The organism is Thalassospira australica (genome assembly GCF_000763295.1).
Taxonomy (GTDB): domain Bacteria; phylum Pseudomonadota; class Alphaproteobacteria; order Rhodospirillales; family Thalassospiraceae; genus Thalassospira; species Thalassospira australica.
This window is the reverse complement of the sequence record NZ_JRJE01000004.1, coordinates 119,278-143,787: the sequence shown is the minus strand read 5'-3', so window position 1 is coordinate 143,787 and position 24,510 is coordinate 119,278. Positions and strand designations below refer to the sequence as shown.

Annotated in this window: 24 protein-coding genes and 1 tRNA gene; 18 read left to right on the top strand and 7 right to left on the bottom strand. The window is 54.1% G+C overall.

Annotated elements, in window-relative coordinates:
* The first annotated feature begins 152 nt into the window (after nt 1–152).
* A complete protein-coding gene (locus tag JF44_RS0103365; RefSeq protein WP_033067532.1) occupies nt 153–3,671 on the top strand; it encodes a YhdP family protein in 3,519 nt (1,172 codons plus the stop codon).
* An 87-nt stretch (nt 3,672–3,758) separates the two neighbouring features.
* Here the strand turns inward: JF44_RS0103365 and tyrS are convergent, their stop codons facing one another.
* Nucleotides 3,759–5,012: a tyrosine--tRNA ligase gene (tyrS, locus tag JF44_RS0103360; protein ID WP_033067531.1), complete on the bottom strand. Its 1,254-nt coding sequence runs from the start codon at nt 5,010–5,012 to the stop codon at nt 3,759–3,761.
* Between the two features lie 187 nt (nt 5,013–5,199).
* Here tyrS and JF44_RS0103355 point away from each other — a divergent pair, with 187 nt between their 5' ends.
* A complete protein-coding gene (locus JF44_RS0103355; RefSeq protein ID WP_033067695.1) occupies nt 5,200–6,327 on the top strand; it encodes an anhydro-N-acetylmuramic acid kinase in 1,128 nt (375 codons plus the stop codon).
* A 44-nt stretch (nt 6,328–6,371) separates the two neighbouring features.
* Here the strand turns inward: JF44_RS0103355 and JF44_RS0103350 are convergent, their stop codons facing one another.
* A complete protein-coding gene (locus JF44_RS0103350) occupies nt 6,372–7,010 on the bottom strand; it encodes an alpha/beta hydrolase (protein ID WP_033067530.1) in 639 nt (212 codons plus the stop codon).
* 245 nt (nt 7,011–7,255) lie between these two features.
* Here JF44_RS0103350 and cysE point away from each other — a divergent pair, with 245 nt between their 5' ends.
* The 14 genes from cysE to JF44_RS0103280 all read left to right on the top strand — a co-directional run bounded on the left by cysE (nt 7,256) and on the right by JF44_RS0103280 (nt 19,251).
* A complete protein-coding gene (cysE, locus tag JF44_RS0103345) occupies nt 7,256–7,984 on the top strand; it encodes a serine O-acetyltransferase (protein WP_081944321.1) in 729 nt (242 codons plus the stop codon).
* 77 nt (nt 7,985–8,061) lie between these two features.
* Nucleotides 8,062–8,544: an Rrf2 family transcriptional regulator gene (locus JF44_RS0103340; protein ID WP_033067529.1), complete on the top strand. Its 483-nt coding sequence runs from the start codon at nt 8,062–8,064 to the stop codon at nt 8,542–8,544.
* 49 nt (nt 8,545–8,593) lie between these two features.
* On the top strand, nt 8,594–9,721 hold the full coding sequence (locus JF44_RS0103335; RefSeq protein WP_033067528.1) for a cysteine desulfurase family protein: 1,128 nt from the start codon (nt 8,594–8,596) through the stop codon (nt 9,719–9,721).
* A gap of 28 nt (nt 9,722–9,749) precedes the next feature.
* Nucleotides 9,750–10,973, top strand: coding sequence for an IscS subfamily cysteine desulfurase (locus JF44_RS0103330; RefSeq protein WP_033067527.1), 1,224 nt, complete (start codon nt 9,750–9,752; stop codon nt 10,971–10,973).
* 91 nt (nt 10,974–11,064) lie between these two features.
* The gene (gene iscU, locus JF44_RS0103325) at nt 11,065–11,466 is read left to right on the top strand and encodes a Fe-S cluster assembly scaffold IscU (protein ID WP_033067526.1); all 402 of its coding nucleotides are present in this window, start codon (nt 11,065–11,067) and stop codon (nt 11,464–11,466) included.
* A 44-nt stretch (nt 11,467–11,510) separates the two neighbouring features.
* Nucleotides 11,511–11,852 (top strand): HesB/IscA family protein, encoded by a 342-nt coding sequence (locus JF44_RS0103320; protein WP_033067525.1) that lies wholly within the window; start codon nt 11,511–11,513, stop codon nt 11,850–11,852.
* 146 nt (nt 11,853–11,998) lie between these two features.
* The gene (hscB, locus tag JF44_RS0103315) at nt 11,999–12,619 is read left to right on the top strand and encodes a Fe-S protein assembly co-chaperone HscB (protein WP_052065415.1); all 621 of its coding nucleotides are present in this window, start codon (nt 11,999–12,001) and stop codon (nt 12,617–12,619) included.
* Nucleotides 12,620–12,672: 53 nt separating this feature from the next.
* Entirely contained in the window at nt 12,673–14,571 is a 1,899-nt protein-coding gene (gene hscA, locus JF44_RS0103310) for a Fe-S protein assembly chaperone HscA (protein ID WP_033067524.1), read from the top strand.
* A gap of 143 nt (nt 14,572–14,714) precedes the next feature.
* Nucleotides 14,715–15,050 (top strand): ferredoxin family 2Fe-2S iron-sulfur cluster binding protein, encoded by a 336-nt coding sequence (locus JF44_RS0103305; protein ID WP_033067523.1) that lies wholly within the window; start codon nt 14,715–14,717, stop codon nt 15,048–15,050.
* Between the two features lie 56 nt (nt 15,051–15,106).
* Nucleotides 15,107–15,304, top strand: a complete 198-nt coding sequence (iscX, locus tag JF44_RS0103300; RefSeq protein WP_033067522.1) for a Fe-S cluster assembly protein IscX — start codon at nt 15,107–15,109, stop codon at nt 15,302–15,304.
* Nucleotides 15,305–15,486: 182 nt separating this feature from the next.
* Nucleotides 15,487–16,185 (top strand): thiaminase II, encoded by a 699-nt coding sequence (gene tenA, locus JF44_RS0103295; RefSeq protein WP_033067692.1) that lies wholly within the window; start codon nt 15,487–15,489, stop codon nt 16,183–16,185.
* Between the two features lie 203 nt (nt 16,186–16,388).
* Entirely contained in the window at nt 16,389–17,534 is a 1,146-nt protein-coding gene (gene mnmA / locus JF44_RS0103290) for a tRNA 2-thiouridine(34) synthase MnmA (RefSeq protein WP_033067521.1), read from the top strand.
* 185 nt (nt 17,535–17,719) lie between these two features.
* Nucleotides 17,720–17,796, top strand: a tRNA-Met gene (locus JF44_RS0103285).
* Between the two features lie 426 nt (nt 17,797–18,222).
* Nucleotides 18,223–19,251, top strand: coding sequence for a DUF7946 domain-containing protein (locus JF44_RS0103280; RefSeq protein WP_156111581.1), 1,029 nt, complete (start codon nt 18,223–18,225; stop codon nt 19,249–19,251).
* A gap of 367 nt (nt 19,252–19,618) precedes the next feature.
* Here the strand turns inward: JF44_RS0103280 and JF44_RS0103270 are convergent, their stop codons facing one another.
* The 4 genes from JF44_RS0103270 to JF44_RS0103255 all read right to left on the bottom strand — a co-directional run bounded on the left by JF44_RS0103270 (nt 19,619) and on the right by JF44_RS0103255 (nt 21,375).
* Nucleotides 19,619–20,044, bottom strand: a complete 426-nt coding sequence (locus tag JF44_RS0103270; RefSeq protein ID WP_033067518.1) for a type II toxin-antitoxin system HicB family antitoxin — start codon at nt 20,042–20,044, stop codon at nt 19,619–19,621.
* 37 nt (nt 20,045–20,081) lie between these two features.
* The gene (locus JF44_RS0103265; RefSeq protein ID WP_033067517.1) at nt 20,082–20,294 is read right to left on the bottom strand and encodes a type II toxin-antitoxin system HicA family toxin; all 213 of its coding nucleotides are present in this window, start codon (nt 20,292–20,294) and stop codon (nt 20,082–20,084) included.
* A gap of 243 nt (nt 20,295–20,537) precedes the next feature.
* On the bottom strand, nt 20,538–21,041 hold the full coding sequence (locus tag JF44_RS0103260; RefSeq protein WP_033067516.1) for an SRPBCC family protein: 504 nt from the start codon (nt 21,039–21,041) through the stop codon (nt 20,538–20,540).
* Nucleotides 21,031–21,375 carry an ArsR/SmtB family transcription factor gene (locus tag JF44_RS0103255; RefSeq protein ID WP_033067515.1) on the bottom strand — a complete coding sequence of 115 codons (345 nt, stop codon included), beginning with the start codon at nt 21,373–21,375 and terminating at the stop codon, nt 21,031–21,033. Before JF44_RS0103255 ends, JF44_RS0103260 begins: the two co-directional genes overlap by 11 nt.
* Before the next feature lie 187 nt (nt 21,376–21,562).
* Here JF44_RS0103255 and JF44_RS0103250 point away from each other — a divergent pair, with 187 nt between their 5' ends.
* Nucleotides 21,563–22,888 carry a diguanylate cyclase domain-containing protein gene (locus JF44_RS0103250; RefSeq protein ID WP_202901474.1) on the top strand — a complete coding sequence of 442 codons (1,326 nt, stop codon included), beginning with the start codon at nt 21,563–21,565 and terminating at the stop codon, nt 22,886–22,888.
* Nucleotides 22,888–23,343, top strand: coding sequence for a GNAT family N-acetyltransferase (locus JF44_RS0103245; protein WP_033067514.1), 456 nt, complete (start codon nt 22,888–22,890; stop codon nt 23,341–23,343). Before JF44_RS0103250 ends, JF44_RS0103245 begins: the two co-directional genes overlap by 1 nt.
* A 28-nt stretch (nt 23,344–23,371) precedes the next feature.
* Here the strand turns inward: JF44_RS0103245 and JF44_RS0103240 are convergent, their stop codons facing one another.
* The gene (locus tag JF44_RS0103240; protein WP_081944320.1) at nt 23,372–24,391 is read right to left on the bottom strand and encodes a DMT family transporter; all 1,020 of its coding nucleotides are present in this window, start codon (nt 24,389–24,391) and stop codon (nt 23,372–23,374) included.
* Nucleotides 24,392–24,510: the final 119 nt, after the last annotated feature.

Below are 24,510 nucleotides of genomic sequence, written 5' to 3'. Positions count from 1 at the left end.
GCTTTTCTGTGATCGAACAAAAAGAGGTATGGATCAAGTATTGTCTGGAACTTTCAGGTAATATGGTTGCCCCAAGACGTTGGACAGCCATGCTAACAATAGCTGATCATTGACATTGCTGCATATGACACCGGGAACACAGGGTACAAAGAGTGCGCCACGTTAAGACCTTTGCCGGATGGCTGGCGCTGACTTTATCAGCCATCGTCCTGTTTGTCGGCGTGTTTGCAGCCGTCACGATCTGGCGGCTGTCGCAGGAACCCGTGTCGCTTCATCGTCTCACCCCGTATCTTGTCGAACATCTCAACCAGTCGATGGGTGACAACCATCTGGCGGTGGAAGATGTTGTTTTGCGTTGGCGCGGTTGGGATGAAAAATTTGATGTCGGTTTGCGTGATGTCAGCATCTTTGGTCCCGGTAATCAGGAAATCCTTCATATCCCCGAAGCAGACGTTGTTTTTTCAAGCAAGGCCCTTTTTGAAGGTGTTCTCGCACTTCGGGAGCTTAACCTGATTGGTCCGCGCATTCGCCTTGAACGCAGTGCGGACGGCAAGATCGATATTGGCTATGTCGCAGAAGAGGCCGCATTTGATGCCGCAGATCAGTCCGGTGGTGCTGATATCAGCGAACAAACCAATTCAGGTGATCAGCCCTATGAAAAGGGGCGTGGCTCATCTGTCACAATTGATCTGCCGACAACGGCGCAATCAGATGGCGTTGCCACAGAAGCAACACCCGCCACGACCGAAGATCCGGTCGCACCCGCAGAACAATCAGGTTCCAGATTCCTGCATGATGTTTTTGCCATTCTGTCAGGTGAACGCACGGATGTTCCCGCAGCGGCCTATTTTGAAAGTTTCGGCGTCGTCAATGCCGACCTTGAAGTCCGCGACGAGAAAATCGGGATCGTCTGGGCTGCTCCACAGGCTGATATTCTTTTGTCGCGCCGGGCATTTGGTATTGGCGCAGAGGCCTCCCTGCAGGTAAGTGCGGGCGACGTGGCAACACAGGTGCGGGTCACCGGTGATTACAGCATCGAAACTGGCGAGGTGCAGCTTGAAGCTGATCTGGGCGAGATTGAACTGTCCGACCTGATCAGCATTTCCGATGTTTTTGAAAAACTGCGCGATGCCTATGTACCTGTTTCGGGCAAGCTGCGGGCAAAATTTGATGCCGATGGTGAATTGCTGTCGGCGGCAACCGATCTTGCCGTTGGCGCCGGTATCATTACATTCCCTGATGAAATCAGGGCGACCTATCGGGTGGCGGACGGACGGATCAGGACAAGTTTCGTACCCGGTCGTTTCAGTATTGATGGTGTGGAACTGACTGTCGGGGATGCCTCGGCAAAGCTTCAGGGCGTTGTTCTTGAACCTTTCGGGCAGTGGCAGGTTGAGCTTGATGCATCTGCCAAGGATGTTTCAACCAATGACCTCAACCGTTTGTGGCCCGAAGGTGTTGGCTATGATGCCCGTGAATGGGTTGTCTCCAAACTGTCTGAGGGGATTGTTCATCAGGCAACCCTGCATACCGAACTGCATCAGGATGACGCAGGGGACGTCATTCTCGATGACCTTGGCGGGCAAATGACCATGTCGGGGGTGACAGTCGATTATCTCGGCGAGATGCCCAAGGTCCTGAATTCTGCCGGTCGGGCAGAATTTGATGAAACCAGTTTCAGTATTTTTGTTGATCGTGGCGAAGCCGATGGCCTGCAGGTTACCGATGCCAGCATCATCTTTTCCAAACTTGATGAACCGGTCCCATATGCCGATATCGAAATCGTTGCCCAGGGCAGCGCGCGCAAGGCACTTGAATTGATCGAAGCCCAGCCACTTGGCTTCGCAACCCGCCTTGGGATTGACCCGGCACAGATCAGCGGCGATCAGGCAACCCGCGTGCGATTGCATTTTCCGCTGTTGCGCGCGGTGACCTTTGATGACGTGGAAGTTGCGGCCGCATCGCGTATTGAAAATGCCGCGATCACATCGGCGTTTCGCGGCATGGATATTTCCGATGGCAGTTTTGAGTTGCAGGTCAATAACAATGGCCTTGAACTTGGTGGTGCAGCAAAGGTCGGTACGGGCACAACCAACATAAACTGGGTTGAAAACTTCGACGAGCAGGCAGCGGTCAAAAGCCACTATATCCTGTCGGGTGATCTGGATATTGGCGTGTTGCCCGATATTGAACTTGATCCGGGGCCGTATATTGCGGGAATGGCGCAAGGAGATATCGATATCAAGGTGGCATCGGATCAAGTCCGGGTTGTCGGGGATATTGATCTCGCAAACGTCAATGTTTCTGTCCCGCTGGAAAACATTTCCTATCATAAGAAGCCCGGCGTCTCCGGACAGTCGAAGTTTGATGTTGCCGTGCATTTTGATGGTGCGGGCGACCTTTATTCCTTTGAACTGATGGCCCCGGAACTTGAGGCCAAAGGACGTGGAAACTGGCGCGGCGAAAACGCGATGGCTGATAAATGGGCCTTTGAGTTCGAAGATACCCGCTTTCGCGAAAATACAGATATCAACGGCACCGTTCGGCTCGATGACAACGGCCAGGTAAGTGTTGATTTGCAGGGTGCGCAGTTTGATTTGCGTCCTTTCATTGATGGTGATGCAAGCGACAACGAAACCGAACAAGCCGGGACAGATAATCAGAATTATCTTGTTACTCTCGAAGGCGGCGGGTTTCTGATGAAGGGGGATGCGCCGCTTCTCAATGATGGCAAGATCACCCTGCGTCAGGACAATGACAAACGCGAACTTGAAATCACGGCCCGCCAGTTGATCGCAACCCCGTGGATTGTCTCCGAGGATGACGAAGTTGAACCCCCTGGCGATACGTCCGGGGCCAAAACAGGGGGCATCGGCGAACGGGCTGCGCGCACTGGTGGCAGCACCGAGGTGTTTCTGAATATCGAACAAATGGTGATGGCCAATGGCGAACTCCTTGACGGAGTCAGAGGGTCAATTCACACCGTGGGACAGGAATGGGACCGACTTGTCCTGAATGGAACATTCGGTGATCGCGATAACGTATTTGCCCAAGTCACCCGCGAAGATTTCCAAACCCGCAAGGTGACATTGACCAGCGAAGATGCCGGTCGGTTCCTGCGTGCGGTTGATATGTATGACAATCTTTTGGGCGGTGGGTTAACCATCGAGGGCACTGTCGATGAAAGCGACCTTGCCCAGCCATTTTCCGGTACGGTTAGTCTTCGTGAGTTTCGTGTCGTCAACGCACCGATTGCAGCGCGTGTTCTCAGCGCCGCGTCCTTAACCGGGCTTGGCGATGTCTTACAGGGCAATGGCATCTCGTTTAACGAGCTGACCGGCAGCTTTACCTACGTCAATGATGTGCTGTCGATGTCAAAGGTTGCAGCAAACGGTTCGGCCGTCGGGGTGACGGCAAATGGATCAATTGATCTGGCCAAATCCGAAATCCGCCTTGCCGGGTCAATCGTGCCGATTTACGCGCTGAATTCAGCATTGGGCGCGATCCCGATTTTGGGGGATCTTCTGGTCGGGGAAGAAGGCGGTGGCATCTTTGCTCCGACCTATACGATTGAGGGCGACCTGAATGAACCCGATGTTACGGTCAATCCGCTTTCAACCTTTGTGCCCGGCGTATTTAGAAACCTGATCACCGGGGCGGAGCCGGGTTAGATCTGATCCGTGGTCAATTGTTGTCTGAACACGAAAAAGCCCCGCACGGTATCCGGCGGGGCTTTTTAATTCAGACGCGATCTGTGATCAGACCGGTTTGATCAGCACATGGCGTTTCTTGCCCGCCGATACCTTGATCACACCGTCGCTATTCACGGAATCAGCGGTGATGTTGGCGTTTTCATCGCTGACTTTCTCGTCATTGATTTTCGCACCTCCGCCCTTGATCAAACGGCGGGCTTCGCCCCCCGATTTTGCAAGGTCGGCACGGCGGAACAGATCAAAGGCCGCAATGCCGGCATCAAGATCAGCCTTGGCGATTTCAACGGTCGGAAGATCATCGGCCAGAACGCCTTCTTCGAACGTTTTACGTGCGGTTTCTGCGGCCGCAAGGGCTGCTTCTTCGCCGCGGCACAGTTTGACTGCCTCGAATGCTAAAACCTTTTTGGCTTCGTTGATCTGCGATCCTTCGAGCTTTTCGTATTCGGCGATCTGATCAAGCGACATCTCGGTAAACAGACGCATGAACTTGATCACGTCGGCATCTTCGGTGTTGCGCCAGAACTGATAGTAGTCATAGGACGACAGGCGTTCTTCGTTGAGCCAAACCGCACCGGCAGCGGTTTTACCCATCTTGGCGCCCGATGCGGTGGTCATCAGCGGCGTGGTCAGGCCAAACAGGGATTTTTCATCCACCCGGCGGCCAAGTTCAACACCATTGACGATGTTGCCCCACTGATCCGATCCGCCCATCTGCAACGTGCAGCCGTAATTGCGGTTCAGTTCGACAAAATCATAGGCCTGCAGGATCATGTAATTGAATTCAAGGAAGCTCAGCGACTGTTCACGATCAAGACGCAGCTTGACCGAATCAAAGCTCAGCATGCGGTTGACCGAAAAATGACGGCCAAAATCGCGCAGGAATTCAATGTAATTCAGTTTATCAAGCCAGTCGGCATTGTTGACCATGACCGCATCGGTCGGGCCTTCGCCAAACGTCAGGAACTGCTGAAACACCTTTTTGATGCCAGCCATGTTGGCTTCGATGATTTCATCGGTCAGAACCGGGCGGGCGTCATCGCGACCGGTCGGGTCGCCAACGCGCGTCGTACCGCCGCCCATCAGGACGATTGGCTTGTGACCGGTTTTCTGCAACCAGCGCAGCATCATGATCGATACAAGCGATCCGACATGCAGGCTGTCTGCAGTGCAATCATAGCCCACATAGCACACCACCGTATTATCCGATGCATAGGCATCAAGGCCTTCAAGATCAGTACATTGGTGGATATAACCGCGGTCATTCATGACGCGGAGAAAATCAGACTTCAGTTCAGTCATGGTTTTTGCGCTATGTTGGTTGTGATTGAAAATTCGACCCGCTTTTTGGCGCGGAGGCGATGATCTAGCACAGAAAACATCTTCTGGGCAACGCATCGGCTTTCATATCTGATGTCTGAGTAACGAATTCGCGATAATTTCAGCCTAGGCTGTGCCAAACGATGAATATTCCGGGACGGAGTTTGAGATGACAGACGGTTCGCCAAAAGGCTGGATCACAGCAATCGGCATGATGAGCGGTACATCGCTTGACGGTGTGGACGCGGCCCTGATTGAAACCGATGGCATCAATGTCCGTCGTCTGGATCAATCCGTATTCGTGCCCTATGCCCCGGAGCTACGCGAAAACATGCGGGCCTGTTTTGGCAATCGCAGTGCGACCAATAGCGAACATGTGGTTGCCGATGATCTGACGCAGGTTCATGTTTGTGCCGTTAACATGTTGCTTGAAAAATCCGGGGTGGCGGCAGGTGATATTGGCGTTATCGGCTTTCACGGGCAGACGGTGTTTCACGAACCGGCCTCCGGGCTGACACGTCAGATCGGCACGCCACATATGCTGGCGGAGAAAACCGGCATTCCCGTGGTGGCAGATTTCAGGCTGGCTGATGTGGCTGCAGGTGGCGAGGGCGCGCCACTGGCACCGGTCTACCACGCTGCACTTATGAAAAGTGCCGGGGTGGAGATGCCAGTTGCGGTACTTAACATCGGTGGGGTGTCGAATGTCACTTATATTGACACCAACGAGGAACTGCTGGCCTTTGATTGCGGGCCAGGCAATGCGCGCCTTGATGACTGGATGTTGCGCCATACCGGCAACCCGGTGGACCTGAACGGGGCAGCAGCCGCGTCAGGAAATGGCGATCCGATGGTCGAAGTCAAATTTCTCGAAGATCCATATTTTGATCGCGTTCCGCCGAAATCCCTTGATCGCGAAGATATGGCTGCGCGTATTGACGGACTTGTCACCGAGGCCAAGCTGAATGTGTCGGATGGCGCGGCAACGCTTGCCAATTGTACGGTTGCGGCCATCGTCGCCGGGGTGAATCACCTACCCGCAGCGCCCAAAAGCTGGTTTGTCTGTGGGGGCGGGCGCCACAACACATATGTCATGACAAAACTCGGCGAACGGCTTGGCGTTCGAGTGCGTTCAGTCGATGTGTTGAACTGGGACGGGGACGCGGTCGAGGCGGAATGTTTTGGATTTTTGGCAGTGCGCCACCTGCGTGATTTACCGCTCAGTTTTCCGGGCACCACAGGTGTTTCTGCCCCCTGTTGTGGCGGGCGGCTTTACACAACACAAAAGGCTGCCTGATCAGGCAGCCTTTTGTGGGTCATTGGATCATGCTTAAGGCGGGTTTAAGCGCCACGCTTGTCCAGATATGCAGCCGAATGCTTGATCACGTCATCTTGCTGTTTGGCAAAATAGTGATCGGCACCGTCAATCGCGCACATGTCAACTTCAATGCCCTTCTGGGAATTGAGTTTGTCTGCAAGCTTGTTGACCGAGGCGACCGGAATGTTGGTGTCCTGCGACCCGTGGATCAAAATGCCCGATGACGGGCAGGGGGCCAGGAAGGTGAAGTCATGTTCGCTTGCCGGGGCTGCGACCGAAATAAATCCGTCAATTTCCGGGCGGCGCATCAAAAGCTGCATGCCGATCCAGGAACCGAACGAATAACCGGCAACCCAGGTTGCGCGTGCGTTGGCATTATAGGTCTGCATCCAGTCGAGTGCGGATGCCGCATCAGACAGTTCACCGATCCCCTGATCGTAAATGCCCTGCGAGCGACCAACACCCCGGAAGTTGAACCGCATGACCGAATAGCCGCGGTCCTTGAACATGTTGAACATGTTGAAGCACAACTTGTTATTCATTGTGCCACCCTGTTGCGGGTTGGGATGGAGGATAAGTGCGATGGGCGAATCGTCAGCGCCGTTATGGTGGTAGCGACCTTCAAGGCGACCTTCGGGGCCGTTAAAAATGACCTCAGGCATGGATCAGACTGCTCCTGTCCACGAATGGAAAGATATGTGTAACAAAAATATCCGAGTGTTTTTGTAAGTTTTTTCGTGTTTGCGCATAAATTGCTTTGGGCAAATACTTGACCAAGTTACTCGGTTATCCTATATTCCGGCTAACCCGTTGGTGCCCGTCAAACCCGATTTTGCATATGCTGCAAGGCCGGGGCTGGGCAAGGGTGCCGGGAATCGAAGATACTAATTACACAGTGGACCGCCCCATGTTCAAGCTAATTCGTCAGGAAATTGACGCGATGATTGCCCGTGACCCCGCGGCGCGATCCCGTTGGGAAGTCGTGATCAGCTATCCGGCGTTTCATGCGATCATGGGATATCGTGGCACGCATTGGCTTTGGCAACGTGGTTTTCGTCTGACAGCACGCTTTTTGTCGCAAATCATGCGCTGGTTGACCGGGATTGAAATTCACCCGGGTGCCACCATCGGCAAGCGGTTCTTTATTGATCATGGCATGGGTGTTGTCATCGGTGAAACCGCCGAAATTGGCGATGATGTCACCCTGTATCAAGGGGTTACCCTTGGCGGGACATCACCTAGTGTCAACAGCGATGGCCAGCGTGGTCTGAAACGTCACCCGACCCTTGAGGACGGCGTGATTGTTGGATCAGGCGCGCAAATTTTGGGGCCGTTTACCGTGCGCAAGAATGCGCGTGTTGGCGGAAACGCGGTTGTGCTGGGCGAAGTGCCCGAAGGCGCAACTGTGGTCGGTATTCCAGCCAAGATGGTCCGTCGCGAACAGGACGACCGGTTCTGCGCATATGGTACGCCGATTGGCGATCTGCCTGATCCGGTGGCCCGTGCGCTTGAGGAACTTGGACGTGAAGTCGAAAACCTGCGCGGCAAGGTCGTGGCCCTTGAGGCCGAAAAGGCAGGTAATGCAGACAAGGATGCGGCCCCGGAAAAGCCGCGCATCGTCGCATCATCGGAATAATATTGGCGCACACAGCGCCGCGTAAATGAAGAGCCCGCTGGCAGGGGCAACCCGACAGCAAGGCAGGAGGACGCACCGTGAAGCTGAGTACCAAAGGCCGCTATGCCGTGATGGCGATGGTCGATCTCGCTGAAAGCAGCAAGGACCGGCCGGTCGCACTTGCCGATATTGCGGACCGTCAGGAAATTTCATTGTCCTATCTTGAGCAACTGTTTGGCAAGCTGCGCAAAGGGGGATTGGTTCGATCTGTTCGTGGACCGGGTGGCGGATATCTGTTGGCCCGCACTGCAACCGAAACCCGTGTTGCCGATGTCATTTTGGCCGTCGATGAGCCGATCCGCGCAACCCGCTGCAAGTCTGGATCGCCCAAGGGCTGCAAGGCCAACAAGGGGCGCTGCCAAACCCATGAATTGTGGGAAGAACTTGGCAACCAGATTTATCTTTACCTGGCCTCTGTCAGTCTTGCTGATGTGGTTGACCGAAATGTCGCCGGTACGCTGCGCGCTTTCCCGTCGAAAACCACACAAATAGAAGAACCGTCACAGGTTGCGGCACAGTAATTAGTCCTCTATATCGAGGGCAGATGAGAATAAGGATGATTATAAACGGATGACCGGTCAGGTTTACCTTGATTACAACGCAAGCGCGCCGCTCTGCCAAGAGGCAAGGCAGGCAATGGTCGCTGCGATGGAAATCCCGGGCAACCCGTCATCCGTTCACGCCAGCGGCCGCGCAGCCAGAAAGATCATTGATCATGCGCGCCGCACCATCGCCGAACTGGTCGGGGGTGATTCAGAACGGATCATCTTTACCAGCGGCGGGACCGAGGCAAACAACCTGGCTCTCAATGGCCTGGAGGATGTTACGGTCTTTACCAGTGCAATTGAACATCCGTCGGTCATGGATGGCCGTACAGATGCCAGACGCATTCCGGTAGATGAGCATGGCGTTGTCGATCTTGATGCGCTGGAAGCGATGCTTAAGGACGCATTCAATGCCGGCGAAAAGGTCCTGGTTTCGGTCATGCTGGCCAACAATGAAACCGGCGTGATTCAGCCGGTGGCAAAAGTTGCTTTGCTGGCGCGTGAATACGGGGCAAAGGTCCATTGTGACGCCGTTCAGGCGTTGGGCCGGATGCCCGTTGATATGGGACGTTTGCTGGTTGATATGGTGTCGATCTCGGCCCATAAGATCGGCGGCCCGAAAGGCATTGGTGCCTTGGCGATTGCGCCGGGCGTGATGCTGATCCCCCAGATACGCGGGGGCGGACAGGAAAAATACCGCCGTGGTGGCACGGAAAACGTTGTGGGGATCGCAGGCTTTGAAGCCGCGGCCCGGCGTGCAGAAGCCAACATGGCGAAAATGGCGGATATCGCTGCCTTGCGCGACCGCCTTGAAACAGAATTGGCATCAGTTGCACCTGAACTTCTGATCGCCGGTAAGGGAACGGATCGACTGAGCAATACGAGTTGCCTGATTTTGCCGGGAATGCCGGGGGAAACCCAGGTAATGGCACTGGATCTGGCAGGTGTTGCAATCAGTTCGGGATCAGCCTGTTCATCAGGCAAGGTACGTGAAAGCCACGTGCTTAAGGAAATGGGAATTTCTGACACCGGATCGGCCGTAAGGGTCAGTCTGGGATTGGAAACAACCGACGAAGATATCGATACGTTTATCCGAGTTTGGAGCCGGATGAGGGGCAATGCAGCGCGCAAGAAGGCGCGTCACGCTGCCTGACAAGAGAGTGAGTGAGGAAGCCTTTAAAATGAACGAGCTTAAAGCAAAGCCGATCTATCTGGATTACCAGGCAACGACGCCGACAGACCCGCGGGTCGTCGACGCGATGCTGCCGTATTTCACCGAGAAATTCGGCAACCCGCATTCGCGCAACCACAGCTTTGGCTGGGAAGCAGAAGATGCGGTTGACGTCGCCCGTGGTCAGGTCGCCAAAATCATTGGTGCATCTGCCAAGGAAATCATCTTTACCTCGGGTGCGACTGAATCGAACAACCTCGCACTCAAAGGTGTGATGAAGTTCTATGGCAAGAAAAAGCCGCATATGATCACGGTCGTGACCGAGCATAAATGCGTGCTCGACAGTGCCCGTCACCTTGAGCAGGAAGGTTACAAAGTGACCTATCTTGGCGTTAAGGATAACGGTCTGATCGATCTTGAAGAACTGAAGGCAGCGATCACCGATGAAACCGCACTCGTGTCTGTCATGGGTGTGAACAACGAAATCGGTGTGATCCAGCCGCTGAAAGAAATCGGCGAAATCTGTCGCGAACGCAAAGTCTTCTTCCACACCGACTGTGCACAGGCGGTTGGCAAGATCGACCTTGACGTTGACGACATGAAAATCGACCTGATGTCGATTTCCGGCCACAAAATCTATGGCCCGAAAGGCATTGGTGCCCTTTATGTTCGCCGTCGCCCGCGCGTTCGCGTCATTGCCCAGATCACCGGTGGTGGTCAGGAACGCGGCATGCGTTCTGGTACGCTGGCAACGCCGCTGATCGTCGGTCTTGGCAAGGCGTGTGACATTCTGTCAAACGAAATGGCCGAAGAAAACGCACGTATCACCGAGCTGCGCGACTATACGCTCCAGCGTTTCCGTGACCGTCTCGAAGACATTTATGTCAATGGTGACGAACATGAACGTGTTAGCGGCAACCTGAACATCTCGTTTGCCTATGTTGAAGGTGAAAGCCTGCTGATGGACATCAAGAATATTGCTGTTTCATCGGGTTCGGCTTGTACTTCGGCATCGCTTGAACCGTCCTATGTGCTGCGTGCACTTGGTGTTGACGAAGAACTCGCCCACACCTCGCTGCGTATCGGCATTGGTCGCTACACCACGAAGGAAGAACTTGATCAGGCCGTTGAGTCGATCTGTGTCGCAGTTGAGCGCCTTCGTGAGATGAGCCCGCTTTGGGAAATGGCCCAGGAAGGCATCGACATCAAGTCGATCGAGTGGGCTGAGCACTAAGAACGACGACGACAGACAACGTACTATCGACACAATCGATATGTATTCTATCTCGTGAGAGAGACACAGGACTTTTAGGAGGATTCCTATCATGGCTTATAGTGAAAAACTGATCGACCATTACGAAAACCCGCGTAACGTTGGTTCAATGGACAAAAACGAAACCTCTGTTGGTACCGGCCTTGTTGGTGCACCGGCCTGTGGTGACGTTATGAAATTGCAGATCAAAGTGACCCCGGAAGGGATCATTGAAGATGCAAAATTCAAAACCTTCGGCTGCGGTTCGGCGATTGCATCAAGCTCGCTGATCACCGAGTGGGTTAAAGGCAAGTCGATTGACGAAGCTGGTGCGATCAAGAACTCGCAGATCGCTGAAGAGCTTGCTCTTCCGCCGGTCAAGGTTCACTGCTCGATCCTGGCCGAAGATGCGATTAAAGCTGCAATCAGCGACTACAAAACCAAAAACGGTGCGGCTGCTGACGCTGCTGAATAAGCAGCGTCCCAACCGTCTCGTTTTCGGGATTTAGGGAGAATACCATGGCTTTGCCGTCACCGATTTCTGTTACACCTGTCGCACTTGATCATATCAAGGCGCTGCTTGATAGCCGCGGGAAACCGTCTGAAGGCATCCGGCTTGGTGTGCGCAGCAAAGGGTGTTCGGGCCTGTCTTACACGCTTGAATATGCTGACGATGCCAGTGGCTTCGAAGAGGTAGTCGAGCTGGAAGACGGCGTGAAACTCCTGATCGACCCAAAAGCAATCATGTTCGTGCTTGGCACGGAGATGGATTACGAGGTCAACAAGATGGAAGAAGGTTTCGTCTTCCGCAATCCCAACGAAAAAGGTCGTTGTGGTTGTGGGGAATCCTTCCACGTCTGATCAGGCCGGGCTTTCCCTGCTTTCTGACCGGTAATGGCCCTGGCGTAATCGCCGGGGCCATCGCCTGAAAAGGGTGGTCTGATGTTTGATGCAGACCGCTTTTGACCAGATTTGTTTTTTGTTTTTAATCCTCGGAAGTGCATAGCGTGAGCAATACCGAACACCCGGCGCACAAGGTTTGCTGGTCCTGCAAGGGTCCGGTTGCAGCCAGCGCATTGTTCTGCGAAACCTGCAACGCCATTCAGGCCCCGGGCCAGCTTGATCATTTCACCCGCTTTGGACTTGAAAAATCCTTTGCCGTGGATGTTGATGCGATGGAAGCAACCTATCTCAAACAGCAACAAATGCTGCACCCGGATCGGTTTGCCGCCAAATCAGGCCGCGAGCAGGCCCTGTCATCGCAACAGGCAGCCAGTCTGAATGATGCATTCGAGACGCTGAAAAATCCGGTGGCACGTGCCCATTACATGTTGCGTCAGGCTGGTCATGAACCCGAAGGTGGCGAAGGCCACACGGTCAATGACCCGGCCCTTCTGATGGAAGCAATGGAAATGCGCGAGGCTCTTGATGATGCCCAAGACAAAACCACCATTGATGCCATGATCAAGGATACCCGCAAGCAGGCGCGTGCCTGTGAAAAGGATCTTGGTGATGCGCTTGACTCCCAATCCTTTGACGCGGCGAAAAAGCTCGCCACCCGTCTGAGGTATCTCGTGAAAATGACCGAGGAAGCGCGCGCGAAGAAATCGCGCCTTGCCGCTGCCTGATCATCGCCAGGAAACTTGTTCAAGAAACTGGCCCAAGAAAACTGGACTGAATAATGGCTCTGCTGAAAATCCACGAACCGGGCGAAACGCCACTTCCCCACGAGGACGAGCGTCAGATTGCGGTCGGGATCGACCTTGGGACCACCAACTCGGTCGTTGCGATCTCAAACGACGAAACGCCTGAAGTCCTGCGTGATAAATCCGGTGGCAACGCGATTGTGCCGTCTGTCGTTTATTATGGGGGCGATACCCCTGTGGTTGGCGAAGCGGCGCGCGATCACATCAATACCGATGCCAGCCGTGTGGTGTCATCGGTCAAACGGCTGATGGGCCGCGGCCTTGAGGACGTCAAATCGGTCGCAGGCACGCTGCCGTATCACGTTGAAGTTCCGGAAAAATCCGAAACGGAAAACGGCGAACCGATGATGGTGCGCCTTAATGTCGGCGATCGTGTTTTGACCCCGGTCGAAGTATCGGCCGATATCCTGCGTGCCCTGCGTGCGCGTGCTGAAGAAAGCCTTGATAAACCGGTTGAAAAGGCCGTGATTACGGTGCCGGCCTATTTCGACGATGGCGCCCGTACCGCGACCAAGGATGCTGCCAAGTTGGCCGGGATCGAGGTGCTCCGTCTGGTCAATGAACCGACAGCCGCCGCCCTTGCCTATGGCCTCGATAACGGGGCAGAGGGGCTTTACGCCGTTTATGACCTTGGCGGCGGGACGTTTGATATCTCGTTGCTCAAGATGCAAAAGGGTGTCTTCCAGGTGAAGGCAACCGGCGGTGATGCTGCCCTTGGCGGGGATGATTTTGATCATGCCATTGCCGAACATCTTCTGGCGGAACGCAAGGACGGCGGGGCGACAGATGCACTCGATGCGTCGGATGCCAAACGCATTCTCAAGGCCGCCCGGACCGTCAAGGAAAGCCTGACCGATCAGGACAGTGTCGAAGTAACGGTTGAACTGAACGGTGCAGAAACCAAACACACGGTTACCCGTGATGCCTTTGACGCGATGATTGCCAAACTGGTTTCGCGCACGACCGCCATCACCGAACAGGTGCTTGATGATGCCGATGTTCTGCCCGAAGACGTCAAGGGCGTGGTGCTGGTAGGCGGATCAACCCGTGTGCCAGCCGTGCGCAAGGCGGTGGCCGATTTGTTTGAACAGGAACCGCTTTCTGACATCGACCCGGACGAAGTTGTTGCCCTTGGGGCAGCCCTTCAGGCAGAGGCGTTGACAGGTGGCTCGGATAACCTGCTACTGGATGTGACGCCGCTGTCGCTTGGTCTTGAGACCATGGGCGGGATTGTTGAAAAGGTCATCGACCGCAATACGCCGATCCCGGTTTCCAAGGCACAGGAATTCACCACCTATCAGGATGGTCAGTCGGCCATGATGATCCATGTGGTGCAGGGCGAACGCGAAATGGTCGATCAGTGCAGATCGCTTGCGCGCTTTGTTCTGACAGGAATTCCGTCGATGGCCGCAGGTGCGGCACGCATTCGCGTACAGTTCAACGTCGATGCAGATGGTCTTTTGACTGTCTCCGCACGCGAAGAAACCACCGGCACCGAACAGGAAGTAGCCGTCAAGCCGACCTATGGCATCAATGAATCGGACATGGCCAACATGCTGCGCGACAGTATGGTCAATGCGCGTGACGATATGGAATTGCGCCTGCTGACCGAAGCACGGGTCGAGGCGCGGCGCAATATTCTGGCGGTGCAGGCCGCAATGGATGCGGATCGGGATTTGCTGACGGCTGAGGATGACACATCCATCACCAACGCCATTGCCACGCTGGAAACAGCAATGGCAGGCGAAGACCGTGATGCGATCAATGACGCGGCCGAGGCGCTTGAAAATGCGTCCCGACCGTTTGCCGAAGCGCGTATGGATAGCCGGATACGCCAGGCTCTTGCCGGGCAAAATGTCGATGAAGTGAATTAATCGACACCGGTGGAATTGACAAAACGGCCATCTGCGGCGATTGTCCCGAACAACCGCCAAGGTCAGGGCCGGACAAGTGCGCTGTATCAAGCAGCGCATAAACAGAGATCGAACGAAAAGTATTACCGAGGAGAAAGGCACAGATGCCTAAGATCGTTTTTGTTGAGCCGGATGGCACTGAAAAGGAATTCGACGTTGCCGATGGGCTGTCTGTTCTGGAAGCTGCCCATAAGAATGGCATCGACCTTGAAGGTGCGTGCGAAGGTTCGCTGGCTTGCTCGACCTGCCACGTGGTTCTGGATGAAGAGTGGTTCGATAAACTTGACGAACCGTCCGAAGATGAAGAAGACATGCTTGATCTTGCTTTCGGCCTGACCGAGACGTCGCGTCTTGGTTGCCAGATCATCATGAGCGACGAGCTTGACGGCCTGCGGGTGACCCTGCCGTCTGCGACCCGCAACATGATGGTCGACAAGTAAGTTTCACCTTCTGTTGACCGGACGGAAAATCCCGTCCCGGCCCAAAGGAGACGACAATGCGTTGGACAGACATTCAGGACATCGCGATTGAGCTTGAGGACGCCCATCCGGACAAGGATAACCTCAACCTTCGCTTTACCGACCTGCACAAATGGGTCACTGAGCTTGAAGGTTTCGAAGACGATCCCGAGAAATCCAATGAAAAGATTCTCGAAGCCATTCAGATGGCCTGGATCGACGAACGCGAAGACTGATCGATGCAGCTGAAATGGATGCCGGCCTGCGTAGGCATGACGACCTTGTTTAACGTCACTCCCGCGAAGGCGGGGGTCCATCGCCGCACCGATCCTGTGACTTGATATTAGTGGGCCAGCCCGGAAATCCTCCGCAGGCTGGCCTTTTCATATCCGCAACCAAAAGTGCAGGGCAGGATACCATGACCACCACCTTCACCGACATCATTCCGGTCGACAGCCTGTTTGGCAAACTGCGCACATGCGCGCCCGAAGCATGGCAAAGCTATGTCTGCCATGATTTCGTGAAGCAACTGGGCAATGGCACCCTGCCAGAAGCGGCTTTTAAGCATTACCTTATTCAGGACTATCTGTTCCTGATCCAGTTTTCGCGCGCCTATGCGCTGGCGGTGTATAAGGCCGAAGACCTCTATGCCATGCGCGCATTTTCCGGCACGGTTCATGCCATCCTTGATATGGAAATGAAGCTGCATCTGGAATTCTGCGAAGGCTGGGGCCTGTCCGAAGCTGATATCATCAAGGAGCCCGAAGCACGCGCCTGCATCACCTATACCCGTTATGTGCTCGATCGCGGCCATCAGGGCGATGTGGTTGATCTTCAGGTTGCCCTGATGCCCTGTATGGTTGGCTATGCCGAAATCGCAAACCGCCTGATGGCAAGTTCTGATACTGTGCTTGAAGGCAATCCATATCGGGCATGGATTGAAATGTATGCTTCTGATGAATTTCAGGACGTGGCAAAGGCCGAGATCGAGTTGCTTGAACATACCTGCGCCACGCGCGGTGGTCATCGTCGCCTCGAAGGCCTTGTCGATACCTTTACCATGGCAAGCCGCCTTGAAGCCGATTTTTGGCAGATGGGACTTGATCTGGCAAAATAGGGCGATATGCCCTATATGACTGCGATTGCGGTTTGTTGTTTGATGAAAACGTCATTCCGTACAGTTCGTGGATGTCGGCCTTCGCGGGCATGACGAATAAAATGCGCTGTCATTCCCGCGCAGGCGGGAATTCATCGTGCCGTTGGTACTTTTGATATTAACCTCTTGTCGCCGTGGCCTTGACCCACGGATGGGTGAGAAACATGAACTCTCTTGGCTTTGATAAAGCCCCCGAAGATACCCGCGTGGTTGTCGCCATGTCGGGTGGGGTGGATAGCTCCGCCGTTGCAGCCCTTCTGAAATCAGAAGGCTATGACGTGGTCGGCATTACGCTGCAGCTTTATGATATGGGTGCCAATGCGCCCACCCGCGCGAAATCCTGTTGTGCCGGGCGTGACATCTATGATGCGCGCAAGGTGGCCGAGGATATCGACATTCCCTATTACGTGCTTGATTACGAATCACGCTTCCGCGAAGAAGTGATCGATGATTTTGCTGACAGCTACATGCGCGGCGAAACCCCGATCCCGTGCGTAAAATGCAATCAGACCGTTAAATTCCGCGATCTGCTTGAAACGTCCCATGACCTGGGTGCGGATTGCATGGCGACCGGCCATTACGTGCAGCGTAAACTGGGTGCGAACGGTCGGGCTGAACTGCACCGCGCAGCCGATCCCAACCGCGATCAAAGCTATTTCCTGTTCACCACGACACAGGAACAGCTCGACTTCCTGCGCTTCCCGCTGGGGCATTTGATGAGCAAGGCCGAAACCCGTGCGCTGGCCGCCAAATATGGTCTTGAGGTCGCTGACAAGCCTGACAGCCAGGACATCTGCTTTGTCCCGGATGGCAAATATGCCCGTCTGGTCGAAAAACTCCGTCCAGAGGCCGGTGAACCCGGCGAGATCGTTGATCTTGATGGCAATGTCCTTGGCGATCATCGTGGGCTTATCCACTACACGGTTGGGCAGCGCCGTGGACTTAACATCGGCGGGACGGCAGAACCGCTTTATGTCGTCAAACTCTCGCCGGAAAAACGTCAGGTCGTGGTTGGCCCCAAGGCCGCCCTTGCCAAGAAGCTGGTTTATGTCAAAGACCTCAACTGGCTTGAAGGCGACAAGATTGATGAAAACGGGGTTGAGGTCGAAGTCAAACTGCGCTCGGCGATGCAGCCGACCACAGCCACCGTCTTCCCTGAAGCCACGGGTGAAGCCCGCGTTGAGCTGCATGATGCCCAGTTCGGCATTGCGCCGGGGCAGGCGGGGGTCTTCTATCAGGGTGAACGTGTCCTTGGGGGCGGCTGGATCACCCGTGAGGAGATGATTGGCAACGCGGCCAGTGCCGCATAGGCAACGCCCCAGACAGGCTTGGCTTATCAACGAATACGGTGGGCGAGGGCGCTTGTTCCTCGCCCACTGGTTTTGACACAAGGTTTTTTGCCAAAATCGGCAAAAAGGCGCTTGACGGGGACGGCTCCCTGACTTAAAAACCGCCTCGTTCCAAACGTCGCGGAACACCACAAAATATATCCTGTGGCCGAGTAGCTCAGCTGGTTAGAGCAGCGGAATCATAATCCGCGTGTCGGGGGTTCAAGTCCCTCCTCGGCTACCAATTAAAAACCCCGTCAGGCAAAGCCTGGCGGGGTTTTTAATTGGCAACCTCAGCGAGGGCTTGCCCCCCCCAAAAAAAAAACACTGGTTCGCGAGAAAGCGAGGCACGCAGCTTTCGAGAGACGTCGCCCATCGGGCGATGGTCCGCAGGGCAAAGCCCAAGGATAAAAAACAGCCCAAAGGCTGATTTTTACAAATCCCTCATTTGCATTGGTTGAAAGCGCTACTTGAGGGAGGCAATTATGAACCTTACGGGGGGCTCTTCCCCTGACATATAAACATTTGCTTGCTACAAACGAGGCGCATAACTGTTCAAGGGTGAAGAATAGTTTGCATTATAGGTTCGAGGTTATTCTTTTTTTAGTTGTATTTGAGTGATTTGTTCGCCATCGTTCTGTTGGTTGTATACACAGATGGTGGGGTCTTTGTGACAGACGAAGTAGTTCTGAGCTTTAACTTTGATGGGGCTTCTGCAGCAAATCATCAGCTCAACTTTTATGAAGCCTCTCGGTTTATGTATGGAGCCTCGCGATTAATCTCCACTTTGGAGACATTTCGCCGTAATGGTCGTGTTCCTAAGAAAATTACTTCGCGAATCAATGCTGATTATCGAATTCCTGCACCTGTAGCAGGAAGTTGGGGGCTGGAAATTATTGGGCCCGTACTGCCACATCTCGCTGACGCTTTTTTAAAAGTGCCCATAGATGTTATGGTCGCATGGGCTTTTGACGCTGTTCTTCCTAAAAAGAATTTGTTGGCTGACAGTGTGCAATTAGCTGAGCAAGCTACACTGCAAGAACAAGAACGGACAAAGCAATCTGAACAGGAAACTGAGCGGATGCGTTTGATGGCTTTAACTACGGAACAAGCATTGTCTATCGTTAAGTCCGCGCTTGAGACTGCAGGTATTGGTGACGCTACCCGACAGGATTTGGAAAATCGAAAAGATGCTATCGAGGCAGCACAAATTAGAGAAGAAGCGATAGAGCCATATCAGCGAGAGTTGCAAAAGATTGATGAAGATGCGCAGAGGAAGCTCGTTGATAAGGTTAGCGGGCAGTTTGTTGAAATTGGTAAGCCATTGTCTCGCTCGGCAGAGAAATTGTACCTTTCTAGCGGAAAGATAATTCGTCCCTTCTCCTTTATGGATGGGAGAACTATTGAGAGGCTATCTGGGCGCGAAATGGACATGGTTCCCAGTTCTCTTGCTGGAGAGATAGTGCGCTTCGATAAAGAAACCGGTTGGGGAAAATTTCGTTCAGAAGAATTTGAAAGGCCTATGTCGTTTGTTGTCCGTGGGGGGAAAAAATCTGGCGAAACAGTAGACCTGATCGAGGCAATGAAAAAAGAAGAGATTGTGATGGTGTTCTATTACGTGAGGGACTCTCAGAATATTGTAAAGCATCTTGTTTTTGAAAGTATTTTAGATGAAGAAGACGAGAAGTTTGATTATTGATATAGTATTCACTTATCAAAATTTGATTAGAAGGGATGTTTTTGGCAGCCATTGTGCTGGGGCGCCATTGCTTCAGTAGCCCTACCTTGGATTATAATCATAAGCCTTTTCGCCATTTTGACAGTGTCACTTTTCGACCAAAAGTCGATGAATTGGGAGGCCAATATGATGATAAAACTTGTTAGAGACTTCGCCTTGAGCTTTTTCGCCAGCGTAACAGCAACTGTCGCAATGGCTACCAAAGACCTTCCGGTTACTCGATGAGAGAAATTCGACTGGGAGACGTGCGCCCTCCCTTCTTTGGGAAAAAAAAGGGGACAGATTGGGAAAAAAGGGGACAGATTTATTTCCCAGAGTATCACCCCACCTAAGCCGCCTCCACCACCACAGAAATCCGCCGCCCCAACAAAGCCAACGCATCTTCCAGCCGCCCGATCTTCGTCGCATGACGCGGATCAAGCATGCGGCGAATTTCGGTTTCGGCGAGGCCCATCTTTGCCGCAAGGGCGGTGTTGTTTGTACCGGTTTCGCGCATGGTGATGTAAAGGGCGGCCTTGGCGGCCATCAATGTGCCAAGGGTGACGGTCGGGCGTCCATTGTTGGGGGATGGCATCGGAATAACTTCCTTTGCCATCATTGCGGCGGCTATGGCTTCCTCAAGCGCATCGGCACTGTTGCTGAGTGCTTCCTGTTCTGTCGTGCCATCGGTTGCGCAGCCGGTGATATCGGGGACAACCGCCAAAACACCGCCTGCGCCATCGTCGCTGAGATCAACCGGGTAACTAAAACGCATTTCTTTCTTCCATTCTTTGGATATGAATCACCGGATATCAGATATCCTTCGGATCAATGCCGAGATCCTTCAGCATGCTGTTGAGCAGGCCGGGGCTGATTTCCTTTTTGCGGTCTTTCAGGGTGGTGCGACGGCTACCCAAATACAGCGTACCGTGTGACCCTTTGCCGCGATGAGCCACTAACCCAAGGTCCAGCCCACGCGCCTTGGCGTATTTCCTGAGCTTGCGCATCAGTTCATTGCCGTTCATTCAGCCTCTGCCCAGTGTGCTGATGAATGCGTTTTCGAACAAATTTGTTCGATTGTCAATGTGTGAGATTATCTGAAGTGATTGGTAGCCGAGGAGGGACTTGAACCCCCACCTGTAACTCTGAGACAACGAGGTATGTGAAATCGGGTCGTTCGAGGATATGAAAATCACCGCGATATTTTGCGGCATAGAACAGAAAAAGGACCGGTTCGTTCCGGTCCCTTTTGCATTTTCGGTGTCAGCTTAAGCCACCAATTTAACAAGCAATTCATCAAGCCGCTCAAGGGTCGAGGCCAGGCCTTCTTCCATGCCCATATCAATGACCGTTTGCAGGTCTTCGGCGGAGGTGTAGGCAACCACTGTCTCGGTCATCGTATGCGCGCCCTGATCGGTGAAGGTCATCTCGATATGCGAACGGGGCATATTGGGGTTCGGGGTGCCGGTCTCATCAGTAAAGCTGTCATAACCGGTATAACCGTCAATCGGGGTGATGGTTTCGTAATCCGTGCGGCTCCAGTAATGGGTGCCGTTCGGATCAATCATGGCAAAGTGCCAATGCCCGCCTTCGCGGAAATCAAAAGACTTGGTTTTCGTCGTCAGGGGCTTGGGCGCGTACCATTGGTCGAGAAGCTCACGCTTGGTATAGCAATCCCACACCAGTTGCCGTTTGGCGGCAAACTCGCGCCGGACGGTCAGGGTGCCTTTTTGCATGTCGGCGATGAAGTTAAAACGCAGATCAGGTTTCATCGGTTTCTCCCTGAAGGGTTGTCAGTAGATTGTCGAGATTGTCAAAGCGGCTTGCCCAGATGGCGCGCTGTTGCTCGAACCATTTTTCTGCTGCCGCCAGTTTCTCGGGATTAAACCTGCAGGTCCGAACACGGCCCTGCTTTTGAGAGGTAATCAGTCCGGCGTCTTCCAGAACACTGATGTGTTTCATGAAAGACGGCAGGGCCATGTCGTGTGGCGCTGCCAGTTCCTTTACCGGTGCCGGGCCTTCCACCAAACGCTGAACGACCGCCCGGCGGGTCGGGTCGGCCAGTGCATGAAAGAGGCTGTCGAGTGGTTCTTGATACTTATCCATGCGGCTAAGTATATGCGGGTATAAAAGTTATGTCAATGGCTAAGTATTGGCCGGGCTTTTGGAGTGGTTCGATCGAGCATCTGGACCAGATATCTTCACCGTTGTTTTGTTCTGCAGACTTTTCATATTACTGATGTATAGCTATACTTTGCATGACACACCGTTTTAGGGAAAAACACGCCCACCGATGCCCTATACCGTTCATTTTTCCCTTTTCTTTGCCATCATTTCGGTTGTTGCATTGGCCTATGTCGTCTGGTTGCGTCGGCAGGATCGCGCACGGCTGGATGTCTTTGATGCCATGATCGCGAATATGTCTGATGGTGTCGTAACACTCGGCCCTGACGGATCGGTTGGAAGCGTCAATGCCGCAGCAGTAGAGATGTTTGGTCAACCTGTGGGGGATGTTTCGGGCATCGACCTTGCCATGCTGTTGCCCGACATGCCGGTTGCTGGTGGCAACGAACAGCACAAAACCATGCATCGAACCGACGCGGTCCGCTCAAACGGCGCGAGGTTTCCGGTCGAGGTCTTGCAATTGGGGCAGACCGGGCGGCGGCGTAGCACCAAAATGCTGATCGTGCGGGATGTTGCAAACGCCCGGCCGGAGGTCAGCGAAGACGTCCAACGCTTCAAGCAAAGCCAGCATTTTGCGCGTATCGGCACCTGGGACTGGCGCGTTGACACCGACGAGCTTTATTGGTCGGACGCCATCTATGCCATGTTTGGCTATAAACCGGGCGAGGTGACGCCAAGCTATTCCCTGTTCTGTGACGCGGTCCACCCCGATGACAAGAAACGCGTCCGGCAGGGTGAAATTCGCTGTATCGAAACTGGCGAGAAACACGACGAGGAATATCGCGTTGTCTGGCCCGATGGGACCATTCGGTGGCTGCGCGAAACCGGGAATGTCATCAAGGATGAAAATGGCGAAACGCTTAAAATGATGGGGGTTGTCCGCGACATTACCGAGGAACGCGAAGAAGCCGACCAAATCCGCGAACTTGCCTTCAACGACCCATTAACCCGGTTGCCCAACAGGATCATTTTCGAAGATCGGCTTTCAAAGGCCATTGAACGCGCCAAGCGCCACCAGACGCGGATCGCCGTGGTCTTTATCGATCTGGACGGTTTCAAGTCGATCAACGACGAACTCGGTCACGCTGCCGGGGACCGCATCCTGATCAATACCGGACAACGTTTGACAAATGCGGTCAGGGCCGCCGATACCGTCGCCCGCATCGGCGGGGATGAATTTATGGTCATTCTCGAAGAACTGGAAACAGGGGCAGAGGTTCACGCCATCGCCGACAAGATCCTGGGGGCTGTATCCGCGCCGCTGGAAACACGCGAAAGGACCTATCGGGTGGGGGCAAGTCTTGGCATTGCGATCTATCCCGAACATGCCCGCACGCTTGATACCCTGATCCACGCGGCCGACAAGGCAATGTATGCAGCCAAGGCCAAGGGGACGAACCTTTATTGCATTGGTGGTTCGGAGGTTGCCGAGTAATGGCAGGCACAATCGAAATCCGCCCCGCAGTCGAAGCCGACCGGGGCGCTTGGGCCACGCTGTTTGGTGACTATATGGCGTTTTACGGCTGTGTTTCGTCTGACGCAGCGCTTGAGACGACATGGCGCTGGATCGTTGATCCTGATGGGCCGATGGAATGCCTGCTCGCAGTGAAAAACGGTCGGGTTGTTGGTTTTGCGCAATATCGCGCCGTGCCCGAAACCCTGACCGGAAATTGGTTTGGTCAACTTGATGATCTTTATGTCGTACAGGGATCCCGGCGCGCGGGCGTGGCCCTGGCCCTGCTTGCGCGACTTGATAAAATCGCCCGCGCCCGTGGATGGTTCAAACTCTCCTGGATCACAGCAGCGGATAACACCACGGCACGCGGGCTTTATGACCGGCTTGGCAATGCATCGGACTGGGTGGTTTATGAACGCCCACTCGATGATTAAGCGATGAAAACCGCCACAACGCTGTTTTTTACCGCACCCGTTTTCTGATCAACCGTCCATCAATTACCGCCAATCCCACCCCGATCACGCCCATCCCGGCAAGCTGTTGCAGCGAAAGCTTTTCCCCCAGAAGCCCGACGCCAAGAAAGATCGCGCTGACCGGGATCAAAAAGGTCACAAGCAGCAAATTGCTTGCACCCGCCCGCTTGAGGATCGCGAAATAAAGGATATAGGCAAGCGCAGTGCTTAGGACCGCAATGCCAAAGACAGCCATGATGGCGTCCGGGGATGGCGGTGCCAAACGCCAGGGCGTGTCAATGATGGCGGCAAGCGGGATCAGAAGCAGGCTTGATGCGCTGGTCATCGCCGCAGCGGTCAGGATCGGGTTTGTATCCCCGAAACGTTTGCCAAACACCCCGGCACAGCCATAGCTGAATGCCGCCAAAAGAACCGCAAGCGGGGCGAGTGGCGCAAGTGCTGCAAGCCATGAGGCTGTTGGCAAGGCCAGGGTTGCATCGGTGCCGGGCTGTGGGGTTGGCACATCAGGCACACCGATGATCACCACCACACCGGCAAAGCCGATCAGAACACCCGATGCCTTGCGCAGATTAAGCTTTTCCGTATCGGTCGCAAGATGGGCAATGATAAGGGTGAAAAGCGGCGTTGTGGCATTCAGGATGGCGGCAAGGCCACTGGTGATGTGGGTTTGGCTCCAGACAATAAGCGAGAAGGGCACAAGATTGTTCAGTGCCCCCATGATCAGGATTGCGCCCCAGAATTTCGGATCTCGCGGGATTGCAATATTGCGCAGCAAGACCACCCACCACAAAACAATCGCGGCAATCATCACCCGGCACAGCACAAGTGTAAGCGGCGGCAAATCAACAAGCGCAATTTCGGTAAAGAAAAACGATCCGCCCCAAAGAATCGAAAGCACAATCAGCATTAACCAGCTTGTGCCATCCATTGGCGGGGCCGCGCTGGATGGGCGCGACGGGGTTTGGTTTTCAACTGGTAACGGGTGTGTGGTGTCTTTGGTGGGCTGCATTTGTGGCTCCGTCGGTTTGGTGATGACGGCAAAGACTATGCGTATCGGGTGTTACACGCTCGCCAGTTTCGGACATGAAGGTAACACATAAAAACGGGGCACATGCGGCCCCGTTTGAT